General features: G+C 40.5%; 17 protein-coding genes. 16 read left to right on the forward strand and 1 reads right to left on the reverse strand.

Annotation, left to right across the window (positions count from 1 at the left end; all coding sequences use genetic code 11):
• Positions 1-64 precede the first annotated feature (64 nt).
• Positions 65-1414 carry an Nramp family divalent metal transporter gene (locus tag BLS49_RS14375; protein ID WP_091231699.1) on the reverse strand — a complete coding sequence of 450 codons (1350 nt, stop codon included), beginning with the start codon at positions 1412-1414 and terminating at the stop codon, positions 65-67.
• Between the two features lie 241 nt (positions 1415-1655).
• On the opposite strand from BLS49_RS14375, the gene BLS49_RS14380 reads away from it, so the two are divergent.
• From BLS49_RS14380 to BLS49_RS14455, 16 genes are all read left to right on the forward strand, one after another.
• Positions 1656-1934 (forward strand): hypothetical protein, encoded by a 279-nt coding sequence (locus tag BLS49_RS14380; RefSeq protein ID WP_091231702.1) that lies wholly within the window; start codon positions 1656-1658, stop codon positions 1932-1934.
• Positions 1935-2143: 209 nt separating this feature from the next.
• Positions 2144-2869, forward strand: a complete 726-nt coding sequence (locus BLS49_RS14385) for a response regulator transcription factor (protein WP_091231793.1) — start codon at positions 2144-2146, stop codon at positions 2867-2869.
• On the forward strand, positions 2859-3947 hold the full coding sequence (locus tag BLS49_RS14390; RefSeq protein WP_091231705.1) for a sensor histidine kinase: 1089 nt from the start codon (positions 2859-2861) through the stop codon (positions 3945-3947). Before BLS49_RS14385 ends, BLS49_RS14390 begins: the two co-directional genes overlap by 11 nt.
• A gap of 102 nt (positions 3948-4049) precedes the next feature.
• Entirely contained in the window at positions 4050-4922 is an 873-nt protein-coding gene (locus BLS49_RS14395) for an ABC transporter ATP-binding protein (protein WP_091231708.1), read from the forward strand.
• Between the two features lies 1 nt (position 4923).
• Complete coding sequence (locus BLS49_RS14400) at positions 4924-6543, forward strand: ABC transporter permease (protein ID WP_091231711.1); 1620 nt, start codon at positions 4924-4926, stop codon at positions 6541-6543.
• Between the two features lie 50 nt (positions 6544-6593).
• Positions 6594-6836 (forward strand): hypothetical protein, encoded by a 243-nt coding sequence (locus BLS49_RS14405; RefSeq protein WP_091231715.1) that lies wholly within the window; start codon positions 6594-6596, stop codon positions 6834-6836.
• Between the two features lie 354 nt (positions 6837-7190).
• On the forward strand, positions 7191-7874 hold the full coding sequence (locus BLS49_RS14410; protein WP_245742434.1) for a YdeI/OmpD-associated family protein: 684 nt from the start codon (positions 7191-7193) through the stop codon (positions 7872-7874).
• Positions 7875-7898: 24 nt separating this feature from the next.
• A complete protein-coding gene (locus tag BLS49_RS14415; protein ID WP_091231723.1) occupies positions 7899-9644 on the forward strand; it encodes a DUF262 domain-containing protein in 1746 nt (581 codons plus the stop codon).
• 16 nt (positions 9645-9660) lie between these two features.
• Complete coding sequence (locus BLS49_RS14420) at positions 9661-11889, forward strand: DUF262 domain-containing protein (protein ID WP_091231726.1); 2229 nt, start codon at positions 9661-9663, stop codon at positions 11887-11889.
• A 20-nt stretch (positions 11890-11909) separates the two neighbouring features.
• Complete coding sequence (locus BLS49_RS14425; RefSeq protein ID WP_091231729.1) at positions 11910-12326, forward strand: thiol-disulfide oxidoreductase DCC family protein; 417 nt, start codon at positions 11910-11912, stop codon at positions 12324-12326.
• 111 nt (positions 12327-12437) lie between these two features.
• Entirely contained in the window at positions 12438-13649 is a 1212-nt protein-coding gene (locus BLS49_RS14430) for an AAA family ATPase (protein WP_091231733.1), read from the forward strand.
• Positions 13650-13703: 54 nt separating this feature from the next.
• Positions 13704-14945 (forward strand): TadA family conjugal transfer-associated ATPase, encoded by a 1242-nt coding sequence (locus tag BLS49_RS14435; RefSeq protein ID WP_091231736.1) that lies wholly within the window; start codon positions 13704-13706, stop codon positions 14943-14945.
• A 1-nt stretch (position 14946) separates the two neighbouring features.
• Positions 14947-15744 carry a type II secretion system F family protein gene (locus BLS49_RS14440; RefSeq protein WP_091231740.1) on the forward strand — a complete coding sequence of 266 codons (798 nt, stop codon included), beginning with the start codon at positions 14947-14949 and terminating at the stop codon, positions 15742-15744.
• 18 nt (positions 15745-15762) lie between these two features.
• Positions 15763-16638, forward strand: coding sequence for a type II secretion system F family protein (locus BLS49_RS14445; protein WP_091231796.1), 876 nt, complete (start codon positions 15763-15765; stop codon positions 16636-16638).
• Between the two features lie 40 nt (positions 16639-16678).
• A complete protein-coding gene (locus BLS49_RS14450) occupies positions 16679-16873 on the forward strand; it encodes a Flp1 family type IVb pilin (protein WP_091231744.1) in 195 nt (64 codons plus the stop codon).
• On the forward strand, positions 16873-17556 hold the full coding sequence (locus tag BLS49_RS14455; protein WP_245742435.1) for a TadE family protein: 684 nt from the start codon (positions 16873-16875) through the stop codon (positions 17554-17556). The genes BLS49_RS14450 and BLS49_RS14455 overlap by 1 nt, the downstream gene beginning before the upstream one ends.
• Positions 17557-17571 lie beyond the last annotated feature (15 nt).

Genomic DNA, 17571 nt, shown 5'->3' on the forward strand with positions numbered 1-17571 from the left:
AAAGAAGGAATCTCAATACCTTTACTACTAAATCGGTAATGAGGTTCCTTTGATTTCTGCTTTTTTAGCTCCAGAAGGTCTGAACTAACAAATATACATTCAACAGGACGATGATTCCAGCGATCAGCCAAGCGAGAGTATTAAGCCAGAGCTTATTGGCGAATTCCCCCATTTTTGCTTTGCTGGAAGTGAACTTAACGAGCGGTATGACTGCAAAAGGCAGCTGAAGTGACAGAATAACCTGACTTAGGATCAGAAGATCCTGAGTTCCTCGCTCGCCATAAATCGCTGTAACAATGACCGCTGGAATAATAGCGATTAATCGCGTGATCAAACGCCGCAGCCATGGGGCCAGACGGATATTGACGAAGCCCTCCATGACGATCTGTCCAGCGAGAGTGCCTGTTAGAGTGGAATTCTGTCCAGAAGCGAGCAGGGCCACCGCAAACATTACGCTTGCCAGTGTCGTTCCTACAATCGGAGTGAGCAGATGATATGCTTCACTTATGTCTGCTACTTGTGTCATCCCTGTTTTATGAAAGGTTGCTGCAGCTACGATTAGGATAGCTGAATTAATGAATAGAGCAAACGTGAGGGCAATCGTAGAATCCCATGTCGCATATTTAATGGCTTGCCGCTTGCCTGCCGAGCTTTTATCGTATTGTCTGGTTTGTACAATAGATGAATGCAAATATAAATTGTGGGGCATTACAGTTGCTCCAAGGATGCCTATAGCAATGTACATCATCTCAGGATTTTTCAATATTTCTGTCCGTGGAATATATCCAAGAGCAACACTGCCCATATCCGGCTGAACCAAAAACAGATCGATCCCGAAGCAGATACCTATAGTTGCGATCAGAACAACGACAAATATTTCAAGGGTTCGAAAACCTTTATTTTGTAATAATAAGATGAGCAGGACATCAATGGCTGTAATCATGACTCCATAGATGATGGGTATGCCAAATAGTAAGTTAAGCGCGATAGCTGCACCGATTACTTCCGCCAAATCCGTTGCTGTAATGGCCAGCTCGCAGAGAATCCACAGCATGATGCTTACTGGCTTGGAGTAATTGTCCCGACACGCTTGAGCCAAATCCTTGCCGGTCACGATGCCTAGCTTGCTTGACAGTGATTGCAGCAAAATAGCCATCAGATTGGAAATCAAAATAACGGAAAGCAGCGTATAACCAAAGCGTGAGCCGCCCTCGATATCAGTAGCCCAGTTGCCGGGGTCCATGTAACCTACAGCAACCATATAACCCGGGCCTGCAAAAGCTAAAAATTTTCTGAACCAGGAGCCCCCAGCTGGAATGCGCATCGATCGATGAGCTTCTGGAAGAGATGGCTGATCGCCATTATTTTTCCATCCGTTGATACCGGTCCCTGTCTGCTCTTGAATTTCTTTCATATGGTATCATCCCTATAATTTAGAGTACAAAAATCGTCAACCTGACTGTTTTTTCTTTATTGTACACCCACAAGATTTTTTGTCTAGGGAAACTTTTTGTTGTAAGCGGTTCAGTTACAAAAGAGATAAAATTTTCTGTTAAGGGGAAAAATGCAATAGGAAGTTGACATGATGCCCAAAATTCTTTAATATGTCTAAGTACTAAAAACAGGTTTTAAATTTGATAATACGGGTGATGACCATGTCTTACAGACCGAGTATTGATAACGTGACTAAGGCCGCAAGCAATGATAAAGATGGATTGTACGAATTTATCGTTAAATTGGTCGATGGTACGGAGTGTCGCGTGTTTTACCACCGTTTTCCTGAATGGAGACTGACTAATATTAGCCGATTGCAAAAAACACCTTGTCCGGTCTGCCGTAAAGATTTCATTTGTAAATGTATGGACAGTTTTACGGGAGAATTTGAACGTCAAATGTCGGACGAACAATGGTTTGACAAGGCACTGGCTGAGTAAGTTGTCAGGCAAATAAAACGATTAGATAATAAGCGCGGGGAGATCCCCGTGCTTTTTTCTGCTGTGAACTACGATCTTTCGCAACTTTGAATCATTTGGTACGTATATTCAGATGGAAAAGATAGTAATTGAAAGCAACTATTATATAAAATGATTTAATTCTGGATTGCGCATTATCAAACTTGCAGAAGGTAGTGGTGACCTTGACATTGTGGAACGAGCACATTTTATTAGTTGATGATGAGAAAGGTATATTGACGATGGTAACAACAATCCTGAAAAAAGAAGGTTTTCACCGAATTACTACTGCTTCTACGGGAAAAGAGGCTCTACGTTTGGTAAGCGCTGAGGTCTTTAACCTCATCGTACTTGATGTGATGCTTCCAGATTGTACTGGATTCGAACTATGTCAGCAAATTCGCAGTCATACATCTGTTCCAATTTTATTTTTGACCGCTCGATCAGGCGATTTGGATAAAATTCTTGGACTTGGAATCGGTGGAGATGATTATATAACTAAACCGTTCAACCCTCTGGAAGTGGTAGCGAGAATTCAATCTCAATTACGTCGTCAGCAATTATACAGTGCTGAGACTCAGCATAAAGCAAATGTGATGAATTTCGGATCATTTGTTGTGGACAAGGGTGCTGCCCAGCTAATTGTGAATGATAATGTCATACACTGCCCAGCCAAAGAATTTGAATTATTGTCATTCCTATGTACTCACCCGAATCAAGTATTTACAGCACTTCAATTATATGAACAGGTCTGGGGAATGTCGCTTATGGGAGATGAGAAGACGGTGGTGATACATATTTCCAGACTTCGTAAAAAAATCGAAATTGATTCCTCGAATCCGAAAATAATCGTAAATGTTCGTGGTATCGGATATAAGTTTATTCCACCGAGAGTAGGAGAGACCCATGAAGGTTAATTTGCGTCTCATCTTTCGCCTTGCTGTTCATACTACAATTAGTCTTATTCTACTCTTTTTGTCAGTAAGCGCAGGTCTATTTTTGATAACGGAGTTGCTCTTGCCTAATGAAGGGGATAAGCAGGAACTTGCTATTTTAATCAACATTTTTGTTGTTTTTATAGCATTTGTAATTGTTTACGGTTGGTATATCGGGAGACCCATTTTTTATATTATCGGCAGGGTGAATCGGTTGGCAGAAGGAATTTATGTGGAACCGGACAAGTATCTGAAAATCTACACAAAAAACGAGATGAAGCTGAAGAGGTCGTATGCCTTATTTACAGAGCTGATCATTCAATTGGATACTTTGGCCAATGAGTTGGAGAGCAGCAAGAAAGAGAGAAGCAGGCTGGACACTATGCAGAAGGAATGGATCGCAGGAATTTCCCATGATTTAAAAACACCTCTTACATACATTAAAGGTTATTCTTCTATGTTAATTTCCCCACAGTACGAATGGAACTCAGAGGAAAAAATCAAATTTGCATCGGAAATTCTCCTGAAGGCGGATCATATGGAAGAGCTTATTGGAGATTTGAATCTATCCTTCAGCCTTGATGGACAGAAGCTGCCATTGAAGATGGAAAAATATGATCTTGTTGAATTTGTTCGGAGAATCGTAGCCGATGCGGTTAATGATCCACGGGCAGAGGGATTCAATCTATCCTTTGAGACGGATACGCCAAGCGCTGAAACGATGCTGGACGTTAAGCTTCTTCAGCGTGCTCTTCATAATCTGCTGATTAACGCTATTCTGCATAATCCTGTAGGAACGAATATTCAAGTTCGTATTATAAAAACCACCGTATTGAGCATTATGATCACAGATGATGGAACCGGGATCAGTAAGCAAGATATTGGCCGACTTTTTAACAAATATTATCGCGGAACGACTACAGATTCACAGTCAGAGGGAACCGGACTTGGAATGGCGATTGCGCATCAATTAGTGTTGGCACACGGTGGAACTATTGATGTGACCAGCCAAATTAATGAAGGAACTACGATTGCTATTACGCTGCCGATCATAATTTAGATTGATGTTGCTTGTTGTTTACCTCGTATTTACTTTGCTGGTCTACACTGTTTCTGTAAGCTAGTGAAACTAGGCTATAGAGTATGGGGGGGAAGCATCTTTATGCTGGAAATTAATCATGTTAGTAAACAATATAGTACTGGGCTATGGGCGCTTAGGGATATTCATTTGCAGCTAAAACCTGGAATCATAGGCTTGCTAGGACCTAATGGAGCAGGTAAATCCACGATCATGCGGATTATCGCAACAATATCGCAGCCAACGGAAGGAACCGTTACCTGGAAAGGCATCGATATTCGTAAACATCCCGATGAATTGCGTCGTGTTCTGGGGTATTTGCCTCAAGATTTTGGTGTATATCCACAGCTCAATCCTATTGAGTTCCTAGAATATGCAGCTGCTCTGAAGGGTCTTAGCGGTCGCAATGTAAAGACTCGAATACTTGAGCTTCTGGAGCTTCTGAATTTGCATGAAGCTAGGAAGCGTCCTATAGGGGGATTCTCAGGTGGAATGCGTCAGAGAATCGGAATTGCACAGGCGCTGCTTAATGATCCGGAATTACTTATCATCGATGAGCCGACAGTTGGTCTGGACCCAGAAGAGCGGATGCGGTTTAGAAGCTTGCTGACGGATTTATCGGGAAAAAGGGTCATTATATTTTCAACGCACATCGTATCGGATATAGAAGCAACTGCTGATCAGATCGCAATATTGTCGCAGGGACACCTGCTTATGAAATCAGACCCTTCGTTGATCCTGCGTAATGTGCAAGGAAAAGTATGGTCTGTTGTCATCCCTGACGATGAGCTGCAGGAAGCGAGAACCAGATGGACTATTAGCAGTACAGTCAGACGGGAGGACGGACTGCAGCTCCGTATCGTTTCAGATAGACCACCGCTCCCGCAAGCTTCCGAGCTGTCTCCTAACCTTGAGGATGCCTATTTGTACGCCAGGACAATTCAGGAGGGAGCCTAGTATGTGGGTTCATACTGTCTATCACATAGCAAGAGCCGATTTGTATGAAAGAATTCGAAGATTTTCTTTTCTAATTACGCTGGGATTAACGATGCTGGTAGCCTATTTCTTTGTACCGCCACTGGAAGCAGGTTATGTTACGCTGCATATGGGCGATCATTACCGAGGAATCTACAATTCTGCATGGGTTGGTGGATCGGTTGCGCTCTCCATCACGATGTTTCTGTCGCTATTTGGTTTTTATCTAGTGAAGAACAGTATTTTACGAGATCATCAGACACGGGTCGGATACATTATCGCTTCGACTACTGTGAAAAAGCTGCATTATTTATTAGGAAAGGCAATCAGTAATTTTATAGTCCTTTCTATTATAGTAGGGGTTGTTATGATCATGGCTCTGATCATGCAGCTAACTCGCGGAGAAGTGGTGGCGGTTGAACTGTGGCCGCTAGTTTCTCCTTTCCTGTTGGTGACATTGCCAATGATGTCTGTTATAGCGGCGTTGGCTGTGCTTTTTGAGTCACGGATGGCGTTGATAGGCGGGCTTGGTAATGTTATATACTTTATTATTTTTATTTTATTTAACACGATACCTAGCTTGACGTCACTTGGAACAGCAGTTGTTACTTCAGATATGACAGAGGAGTTTTCAAAATTACAACAGGGCTTTAATGGCTCGTATGGAATTGGATTTCTTGTTCCTGAGGTGCCAATTGAGCGGTTTGAATGGCAAGGAGTGAATTGGACCGGCGAACTTGTTTTGCGACAGTTGTCCATCTTTTTGGTTGCATTAGGGATTGTTGTGGTGGCTACTCTATTGTTTCGTGGATTTCAGGAATCAAATGAGAAGAGCCTGGGGATGAAAGGGAAAAGTAGTAAGGATGGAATGGATTCAGTAGAGAAAAAAAGCAATGCGGAGATGGAGTCAGGTTGGGACGGATTGAGCGGATTTAGCCAAGGGTCACCTTCTTTAGTTCGTGCCAGTGAGCTTACTAAGGTGAAGATTCGTATTCAATTTTTACCTCTGGTGAGAGCAGAACTAGGGTTGATGATGAAAAGTGCTTCACTTGGATGGTATGCAATTGCCGGAATATTGTCTCTACTATGTCTGGTCATGCCAGCTAAGCTGTCATCTCAATGGCTAATCTGGCCGTTATTATGGATTTGGCCTTTGCTTCTCTGGTCAGGGATGGGGAATCGGGAAGCGCGTTATCAGAGCAAATATCTAGTAGTATCAAGTCCACGATATGTGATCCGTCAGCTATCAGCGGTTTGGGTCGCAGGAGTTATTTTAACCTTAATTATAGATCTAGGTATGTTAATCCGATTCGTGATTGAAGGCGATTATCAGCATCTGATATTAGCGATCATCTCGGCAATTCTTATTCCGAGTCTTGCGTTAGCTTCCGGTGTGCTTACGGGCACCAGTCGAACCTTTGAGGTATTGTACATGATCATATGGTATTTGGGCCCGTTAAACAAAACGGCAGTTCTCGATTTCTTGGGTGGAGCTGATGGTGGGCTGAATGTTGGGATAATGAGTTTAGTCTATGTGCTGGCCAGTCTGGGGTTGCTGATTTTGGCATATGCGTTCAGGTCTAGGCTGTTGCTGCATTCTTAATCATTTCGGAACAGTCTAAGAATATTGGATAAGAAACGGGAGGCATCACAATGAAAACAAAATCATTTGGTTCATTTATGTTCGGATACATGAAGCTATTTGGCCTGATTGGCCTTGGGGTGGGAATTCTATTCTTCATTGTTACAAGAATGGGAGGAGAAATTCCGATCGTGATTGGATCAACCTCGTATGAAGGGATGACATCTTCGCTGATCCTGTTGATTGGCTCACCGATTGTAATGCTGATTATAGGGTTTATTACATCGATATTCACTTATGGCGCTAGAAAATAATAGCTTTCATAATTATAGCTCAATTCGTTTTCTCCGAATTGAGCTATTTTTTTGTTTGAACATGAATTCCTGCAATAATACAGTTATTTTTCATAAAAAAGTATAAATGAGTAAAAAACATGCAAAAGTACAGGAATTTCTCACTCAAATGGCTGTGAATGGCATATTGGAACAAAAAAGCTGCACATTCGCAGGAATTATACTTTTCAAAAAATAGACTGGGTATAGAAACTGCACTTTTACAGGAATTTGTTGCTCATAAGTGTGTTCTGGGGATTCCGGATTAATTGCAATATATTATAATGTTCTATAAGAAATACTAAGACTAAAATTTGCGGAATGGGGGAAGCCTCTTTGAATTCAAGGAACAGCGCAATCACTAAGTTAAGTCTGCACAAATATGCCTCAAAACTAATATTGAATAAGCCAGAGTATATTGATGAATTCAACGAGTTGGATTTTGATACTGAATTTACAGAAGAGAAGTATGATCTGATCTTTGTGTTCGTCTTTGATCTTGAGCAAATGAAAAAATACCTTCAGCTAGTGATCGAGCAAAATGCGGTAAATGAGAAAGGATATCTGTTCTTTGCTTATCCCAAAAAGAATAACCCAAAATACAAGGAGTATATCGAGCGCGATAGTATATTTCCTAATATTTCAGTTGACGAGGAAGGGTATGCGTATAACAGCAGTTTGAAGTTTTCCAGAATGGTTAGCTTTGATGATGTGTTCACTGTTGTAGGTCTAAAATCAGAAGTGAAAAAAGCAAAGAAAGCTGCTGCCAATGCTAAGAGCAGCCAGCGCGTTGATGATTATATCGATAAAATTCCTGACATTAAGCGGTATTTGGAGAACGATGAGGATGTGTTGGAACGGTACAATCAATTGGCTCCCGGATACCAGAAGGACTGGGCTCGTTACGTATACAGCGCAAAAAGAAACGAAACTCAGGAAAAAAGACTGCTGGAAATGAAAGCTATTTTAGCCGAGGGATATAAGTCAATTGATCTCTATAGAAGTAGAGAAAATAAATAACAAAGTCTGAATTGGGTGAGGGGAATGATTGTGATGACAACTAACATCATTGACTTAAAAACGATCAATGATTTGCTTAAGTCAAGATACGCATTTTATATTCCTTCGTATCAAAGAGGATATAGATGGAACAGGCAGCAGGTCACTGACCTGTTGTCTGACATATGGGATTTTAAACCTAAGGATGATGAGTTTTATTGCTTGCAGCCGATCGTTGTAAAGCCAATCCTAGTGGATAATCAAGAAAAATGGGAAGTCATTGATGGCCAACAAAGATTAACAACCATATTTATTATTTTGTCATACATAAAACTAAACCTTCTTCCTAAAGTAGAGCTATCTTTTTCTTTAGAATATGAAACACGTCCTGATAGTAAAAATTTTTTACAGAGTGTGGATTTAAGTCTAAAGGACAGCAACATCGATTATTTTCATATTTATTCCGCTTTTAATGTTGTGAAGGAATGGTTTGAGCTTAGGGAAGATGAAACTACTGCTGGCATCGGGATATATGATAAGCTTCGGAACCAGACAAAAATAATATGGTACCAGATCAATGATCAAGCAGATCCAATCGAAATTTTCACCAGAATAAATCTGGGGAAAATACCGTTAACCAATGCAGAGCTAATCAAAGCTTTGTTTTTAAAGAAAGATAATTTTGGAGATTCTGAACAAGTTGAGAAAATTCGATTGAAGCAGTTAGAAATTGCAAGTGAATGGGATCGGATGGAGTATTCGCTTCAAAATGATGATTTATGGCTCTTTCTGAACAACGGGGATAAGAAATACGAGACCAGAATTGAATTTATATTTGACATGATGTCAGAACAGATTAACAACTCTTGGACTTCAGATAAGAAAATAGAGAAGTCTAATAATGAATATTTTTCCTTTTTAGTATTCAACCAGTTATTTAATGATGAGAAGAAAAATAATCATTTTTCGATTTCACCGATTGATAGTTTATGGTTATCTATTAAAAAATTTTACATGACCTTTGAAGAATGGTATTCAGATCGGGAGTTCTATCACTTAGTTGGATATATTGTGTCATCCGGAACAGCTATTGAAACGATAAAAGCAGATACGGAAAAAATGACAAAAAAAGAAATGAAACAATTTCTAAAAGCGAAAATCAGAAATTCATTTCACCGGGATTTGCAAATCGAAGATTTAAACTGTGAAAGCAATAGTAATAAAGCTGTGATAAGAAACCTCCTTTTGTTATTCAATATTATCTCGATCCAGTCGAACAGTAAGTCAAATTTCCGTTTCCCCTTTTCAAGCTATAAATTTGAGGATTGGGACATTGAGCATATTCATGCTGTACATTCCGAAATGCCAAATGATCGGAAACATCGAATAGATTGGCTAAAAGCAGTCGAGGGAGAAGTTAATGATCCGGTATTACAAGCAAGAATCAAGGATAGTTTAGAGAATGAAACGTTTACTGACCATACTGTATTTGAAACGATTTATATGGATGTGCTGAAACAACATGGAGAAGGCGAAGATATTAACGATATTTCTAATTTAACCTTGTTGGATTCTTCAACAAATCGTTCCTATAAAAATGCTATTTTTCCTATCAAAAGAAAGACTATATTAGCAAAAGATAAGACAGGGACATTTATTCCTTTATGCACAAAAAATGTATTTTTGAAGTACTATAGCAGCGATATTTCTCAAATGACTTTTTGGGGGAAGGATGACAGGAAATGTTATGTTGATGCAATAATCGAAACTTTGGGGGATTTTATTCCATAGCAGAAGGAGGGGGACAATGAGCACTCAAACAAAAGTATATTCATTTTGGGAATTAATTACTGAGTTTTCGATAGAAATTCCAATTATTCAAAGAGACTACGCACAAGGTAGAGGCAGCGATAAGATTTTGGAAATACGGAATAGTTTTTTGGATAAATTATATGAGGCACTGACTGGCAATCAACATTTGGATTTGGATTTTGTATACGGAAATTTACAAGATAATAAGACCTTTGTTCCACTAGATGGGCAGCAGAGGCTAACTACTTTGTTCCTGTTACATTGGTATTTGGCTGTAAAAGAAGGAAAATTGGAAGAAGCAAGGCCGTTCTTAAATAAGTTTACTTATGAGACAAGAACAAGCTCCAGAGAGTTCTGTAAATCTTTAGTGAATGATGATAATACGAAGATCGAAGCTTTATTATCTGTGAGCACTCAAATTGAGGATGCTCCTTGGTTTTTTATTTCATGGGAAAAGGACCCGACGATCAAATCCATGCTGGTCATGATCAATGCTATTCATGAAAAATTTCATAAATGTGGAGAGCTATTTACTAAACTAACTGATCCAGGCAGCAATCTAGTGTCATTTCAGTTTATTAAATTGGAGAACTTCGGTTTGGAAGATAGTCTGTACATAAAAATGAATGCAAGAGGAAAAGCATTAACCAGCTTTGAGAATTTTAAAGCCAAATTTGAGCAGCTGCTAAGCATAAAAGAAAATAATAGAGAGCTGACTCAAGGTTATAAGAAACAATTTGCAAACAAAATGGATGGTGAATGGACAGATTTATTTTGGCGCTATAGAGATACGACAAGCCAACTTTTTGATGATCAAATCATGAATTTTATTAGAGCTATGGTTATTAATAACTACGCGCTAACGCAAAACATAGACAATCATGAATTAGATCAAAGAATTAATTACTTGATTGAGCACGATAAGCATGTGTCATTTGTTAAGTATGAGGAGTTTGACTGCTTTGATAGTAATGTAATTGAAGATATTGCATTTACATTAGATACTCTATATTGTAGTAACGGAAATAGAATAAGAACATTTTTGCCAGATGTATCGCTAGTTGATGAGAATTTTTTATTTGAAAAAATCATCAAAAATACAAATGTAACATACACGGAGAGAATTCGTTTTTATGCATTATGTCAATTTTTCAAGCAGCATCAACCCAATGTAAATAGTGATCAACTATATCATTGGATGCGTGTCATCAGAAATCTGTCCGAATACACTCAATATAATAATCCGAGAGATTTTGTAAGATCGATTAAATCTGTTGTTCAGATGGTCAGTAATAGCTCAGACATCCTGAATTTTCTGATAGGGGTCCAAAATTCGGATATAGGTTTCTTAGGCGAGCAGGTAGAGGAAGAAAAGATTAAAGCGGAACTTATTCTGAAAAGTGATAGATGGAAAAAGGCAATTATCGAGGCTGAAAACCATGGATATTTTAAAGGACAAATCAGCTTTATTCTAATGTTTTCTAATATTTTGACAGCATACAGAGAAGGAGATCCAGTATCAAATTGGTCTCAGCAGCTTGATAATGAGTACTTTGATAAGTTTAAGGAATATTATGAAAAAGCTAGCTCTGTGTTTGATCACAACGGTTTAGGTGTAAATGATGATCTCTGGAGAAGAGCTCTGTTAAGTAAAGGAGATTATTTATTAAGTCATAACCTGAATCGCAGCTTCTTGATTGATAGCCATAGAGATATTAGTTGGAAAAGACTTCTTAGAGATCCTCAAAAGAGAGATTTAGTACGGCAATTATTAGATGATATCGACCCACAAAATGCTGCATCCAGTCTTCAAAACGTCATTGATAACTGTAATGTGTCAGATTGGAGATATTATTTTATACAGTATGAAAATTTAATCGAGCACGGTTGTGGTACAAACAAATATATACGAATGAAAAATGCTCATGATATTCTTTTGCTGAATTCTTCTACAACGGCTGGATATTGCAAGGAGTATTACACATACGCTTTGTATTATGAATTGAAGAAAAGTTGCAATATGCTGTCTTACATTGACTCTCGAGGCGTGGACTATTACAAGTATATTGAAATTAAAAGCAACAACAGTACGATAACTATAACTTATGTTTACGATGAACGGACTGGTGAATGGGGATATGAGGTTGAAATCGGTAATGTGACAAGCTCTTATGCAACTCAACAAGAGGTTATAGATTTTCTGAAGAACCAGCAGTATATATAAATATCGAGGTGATGGGCGAAATGAATGGGAACGATCAACATGCTGTCGTCTTATTTGATGGAGTCTGCCATATGTGCCAAGGGGCGGTTAAATTTATCATCAAGCGCGATCCGGTTGGTCGGTTTAAGTTCGCTTCACTGCAAAGTGGTACTGCCGAACGATTACTTAGCAATAACGGCGTTCGGGCTGAAGATAAATTGGGAACCATTGTGCTGATCGAGAAGGAGAATAAATATACCCGCTCCACGGCGGCGCTGCGTATTGCCAAAGGCTTACGTTTTCCTTGGCCGATTCTCTACTGTCTCATTATAGTTCCTCCCGTGATCAGAAATGCAGTATACAAATGGATTGCTGCTAATCGCTATCGCTGGTTTGGTAAAGATGATGCCTGCATGGTGCCTACCCCTGAGATAAGGAAACGATTTATTGAGGATTAAATAAGGTACAATTGATATTAGAAAATATTATGTTAATGGGGCTTGTCTGTATTTTATATTTATGTTATTCTAACTGTAAATTTAAGGAATTCGGAACGGGAGCACCGTCCAATGAACCGAAATATCGGTTTTTGGACGGTGCTTTTTTGCGTTCTGCGAAAGGTTGGTGAATGTGTGTTGCCTGTCAGAGCTGTATTGGCTGTTCAGGATGAGCAGTATATTGAGCCATTTTTACAGTATGTCCACTGTAGTGAATTTGACAGACGTATTATGGTCACTGCGTTTAGTCGAAAGGACGCTTTTGTGAAATATATGGAGCATTCGAGCGATTCGGTAGATGTGGTGCTGGGTGAAGCTCTCTTTTTTGAAGCTTGGGAGAATTGGAACGAAAGGGTTGTTCGTATTCAGCTTGGCGCTCTGGGGGATGAAAAGTGCGGAGATCATGTACTTTCTAAGTATCAACCCCTCCAGCATCTATTAACAAATGTTCAGAATATCGTTCGGGGAAATAAAGGAGACATAAGACAAACAAACGGCAACACAAAGATCATTGCTGTTTATTCAATTGTAGGGGGATGCGGAAAAACGACCGTTGCTTTGAATTTGGTGAGACAGTTAGCGGCGGATGGCGGAAATGTGTTTTACCTGAATCTTGAGACGGTGATGAGCAGTCTAGGATGTGAATCAAGGAATGCCAGGACAGGATCAGGGACAGATTCATCGGGAACAGGGCTAGCGAGACTATTATATGATTTGAAAGCTGCCGAAGATCGAAAAGAGTCAATTCAGTCGCCTGTATCTGCCTATGCTTATCGGGATTCCGAGCTGCAAGGAGACAGTTTTTATTTGCTGGATAATTTGGATGAGCTATTGGAGATGGATGTAAAGGATACTGGCAGACTATTAGAATACATTGCAAACAGCGGCTCATATGATGTGATCGTAGTAGACGTAGATTCCTGTCCTAATGATAGAACAGATGCTGTGTTAGCCCGGGCGGATCGAATCATTTGGCTAGTTACGGAAAATGCAGACGTCTTGAGTAAAACTGAAACATGGCTTAATTATTTGGAGCGATCGCATCACTCTGAATACTGCATTCTTGTGGAAAAAGCATTACTTGTGATGAATCGTTATTCTGGTGAAATGTCGGGATATATCTCAAGGAAAGAAATAAAAATTGAAGCAGCTTTGCCCTACATTCCTGCCTGGAATAAAGGTGCATCAAGAGATGCTATTTTACAATCTCCGATTTATCAACGTGATGTCCATAAGCTCTGTCTTACACTACACGGAGAAGCAGAGAAAGAACAACATTTATGAGAAAGGAGAAGATCGTGCGTAGCAATAAAGCACGTGAATCTGTTGTGACGATGGATGGATGAGGAATTGTATAGAGAGTTACGAAATGAGATTCGTTCCAGTCTGAACGTAACATCAACACTGAGCGATGAGGAACTGATGGAGCATATAGAACAAAGTGTGCTGAGACAGCGGAGTTTGTCAGGTCTCACTGCTTCGGAAAAGTGGAAATGGGTCCGTCGATTTTATAATTCTTTTCGCGGGTTGGATGTTCTTCAACCTTTAGTTGATGACCGCAGTGTAACTGAGATCATGATCAACAGTCATAGAGAGATTTTTGCCGAGCAGGATGGTCAGGTTCGTCGCCTTTCCGTTCAATTTGAGTCAAAAGAAAGACTTGAAGACATTATTCAAAACATCGTCTCCGGTGTAAACAGAGTCGTTAACGAGTCATCGCCTATTGTAGATGCCCGGCTTAAGGACGGTTCGCGTGTAAACATAGTTCTTCCTCCTGTAGCGCTCAAAGGGCCTACGATGACGATACGAAAGTTTCCAGAAACTCCAATGACGATGGAGCATCTGGTAGCACGAGGATCAATGAATGAGGAATCCGCGAGCTTTATACAGACCCTTGTGCAATGTAAATACAACATTTTTATTAGCGGAGGAACAGGCTCAGGCAAGACGACCTTTTTGAATGCATTATCTCAATACATACCAGCTGAAGAAAGAGTGATTACCATTGAGGATTCAGCTGAGCTGCAAATCACGACCGTTCCCAATTTAGTCTCACTGGAGACACGAAATGCGAATACGGAAGGAAAAGGAGAAATAACAGTCAGGGATTTGATCAAATCCTCACTTCGGATGAGGCCAAATCGAATCATCGTTGGTGAGGTTCGGGGGAGGGAAGCGCTCGATATGCTTCAGGCGATGAATACTGGACACGATGGAAGTCTATCTACTGGTCACGCGAACAGTACGAAAGATATGATCAGTCGACTAGAGACGATGGTGCTAAGTGGAGCTGATTTGCCCATTTCGGTCGTCAGACAGCAAATTGCTTCGGCGGTAGATATTTTTGTTCACTTATCAAGACTTCGAGACAGGTCGCGTCGGGTGACGGAAGTTTGTGAGGTCGCAGGGGTAAGGGAGGGGGAGGTGGTGCTTAATCCACTGTTTATTTTTCAAGAGGATGGTGAGCAGGATGGCAAAATTATCGGAAGGCTAAAACGTACCGGAAATGAGCTTATGTATACAGATAAATTAAAAATGGCGGGAATGGGGCTAAGCGGCATGAGATTTGAAGGTGACTGAGGTGAAGAGTAGCAGAGCCGGTAGGCAAAATGGGAGTAATCCCCCTTCTCAAAAATCGTTGTCAGATTATAGAGTGTGTATCCTTTCTCATCGTCAAAAAGTGGTTTGTCTTATTATTGGAGGAATTGGGCTGTTTGCGGTTGGGTACATTTTTTTTCAATCGGTTTTTCTGTCGCTAATTTTAACAGGTGGAGCGGTGCTCGTACCAAAACAATGGAGCCGTTATATGCTGCGAAGACGAAGAGAAGCGCTTAATTTACATTTCAAGCAGGCATTATATTCTCTTTCCTCCTCATTGGCAGCGGGTCGCTCGGTAGAAAACGGGTTTCGTGAGGCGATTGAAGATTTAAAATTGCTCTATCCTGACGGTAATAACGATTTGATAAGAGAGCTAGGCATTATTTGTACGCGTATGGAGTATGGACAGCCAATTGAAGAGGCGCTGCAGGATTTCAGCAATCGAGCCGGAATGGAGGATATCAGCAATTTTGCTGATGTATTTACCACGTGCAAACGCTCTGGCGGAGATTTGGTAGAGATCGTGAGACGCACTTCTTCGATCATTACCGAGAAGCTTGAAATCAGTCAGGAGATCGGAGTTATGTTAGCCCAGAAGAGATTCGAAGCGAAGGCTATGTTAGCTGCTCCGATATTATTTCTTTTATTCATGGAAATGTCGTCTCCGGACTATATGCAGCCGTTACACAACGGGGTAGGCATCATTATTTCCGCTTTTTCTCTGGTTCTGTATGCGGTCTGCTCGTGGTGGATCATTAAAATCATGGATATCAAGATCTAGGAGGGACTTCTGTTGAAGATGTTATGGGTGTGGGGAAGCCTTTTTATTTTTCTGGTCTTGTTCTGGGGAATGACATATCAGCGATCAGCGGGTAGATTCAGGGGCTGTACAGACATGAAGATGGAAGGAATCCGATTGCAAAAAATGGCTCCTCCGATGCTGTATGTACTGGAAAAACTGAAAATATCGCAAAGATTTCCTATTCTTTTTTATAAAGTACAGCATTCAATTCAGAAGATCAGCGGCGACAGGCGAGGGGGAGAATTTACGCTATTGTTTTTGGCGGAGATGCTCAATTACAGTTGGCTCTTATTAGTTGCAGGCTGTCTGATGACTCTTCTAATGGACGGAGAAATTACGGGGATTGTTATCGGGGGGATTTTGTCTGTCTTACTTCCGGCAGCCTTAATAAATGATTTACATCGTAAAGTCGTTAAACGTGAACAAGCAATCCATCTGGAATTACCTGAGCTGCTGAATAAGCTGGTGCTATTGGTCGGAGCAGGATCAACTGTTCAGCAAGCGATCAGACAATGTCTGGATCGAAAACAAGAAGAGGAACAGCATCCGCTATACGGTGAGCTATTTCGAATGCAAAGAGAACTGGAGGGCGGATATTCCTTTCAACAAGCGCTTGAAGGGTTCAGTAAACGCTGTGGTGTTCAGGAAGTATCCGCTTTTACGACGGCTGTGCTGCTGAATTATCGGCGAGGTGGCAACGATTTTGTATTGGCACTACGTGATTTATCCCATTCCTTATGGGACAAGCGTAAATCTGTAAGTAAGACCTTAGGTGAGCAGGCTTCATCAAAGCTCATTTTTCCACTGGTATTGATTTTTTTGATCATCGTTATTTTGGTTGGGGCACCGGCTTTTATGATCATGGATATGTAACTCTAACTATGAAATCAAATAAACAGAGGAGTGAAGTGTAATGTTGAGTCAGCTTAACGTGAAATTGCAGGGATTATGGCGTGATGAACGGGGACTGGGAATGCTTGAGATGATACTGATTATTGCGGTAATCGTAATTATCGCCATCATTTTCAGAGATAAGCTTAGTGAAATAGTCGAGAGCTTGCTTGATAAGGCGGATTCTAAAACAGATAAATTTATGGACGCGGAATAATGAAATTGCAGCAAATGAAACTGATTAGTAACCGCGAGGGCAGCTTCATAATTGAAGCTTCTCTCGTATTCCCGATTATCTTTTGTACTTTGCTCCTATTGATGTTTTTTTGCATGTACTTGTATCAGGGAGTAGTGCTTGGACAGGCTGCAATTGTTGCTGCCGAGCGAAGTGCGTACTCATGGGACAATAGCTATCGAGAGCCTCGAACGGGTCAATATGAGGAGGACAAGTACGATTCACTGTATTGGAGATTAAGTGACGACGGTATGCTGAGTACCTTTTTTGGCTGGTACAACTCAGATAATTCATCTTCTGCTGCTCGTTTGCAATTGCCATCTGAAGGAATCTCAGAAAGCTCTTTACCTATGAAGAAGCTATCAAGCACAGGAAAAGAGCTTCCCCAAGGAATGAGTGGAACCATGGAATTTAGTAACAGGATGTTGTTCCGCAAGGTAACAGTGTCCTTGGAACGTCTTGTACCTATGGTTCCTTTGGAGAGAGTGATCGGTGATGTAACACAGAGGACTAGGGCGGAAGCTTATGTTGTTGATCCGGTTGAGTGGATTCGAACGGTTGATTTGGTGCGTTATTACGGAGCCAAGTTCAAGGGAAGGGACGCTGGAGGAAATAAAATGGACCAACAAGAAGCCGGAGAAGCGCTGAAGAAATTCGGCAAATAAAGATATGAAAGGAGG

Source organism: Fontibacillus panacisegetis, assembly GCF_900102215.1.
In the GTDB taxonomy this organism is placed as follows: domain Bacteria; phylum Bacillota; class Bacilli; order Paenibacillales; family Paenibacillaceae; genus Fontibacillus; species Fontibacillus panacisegetis.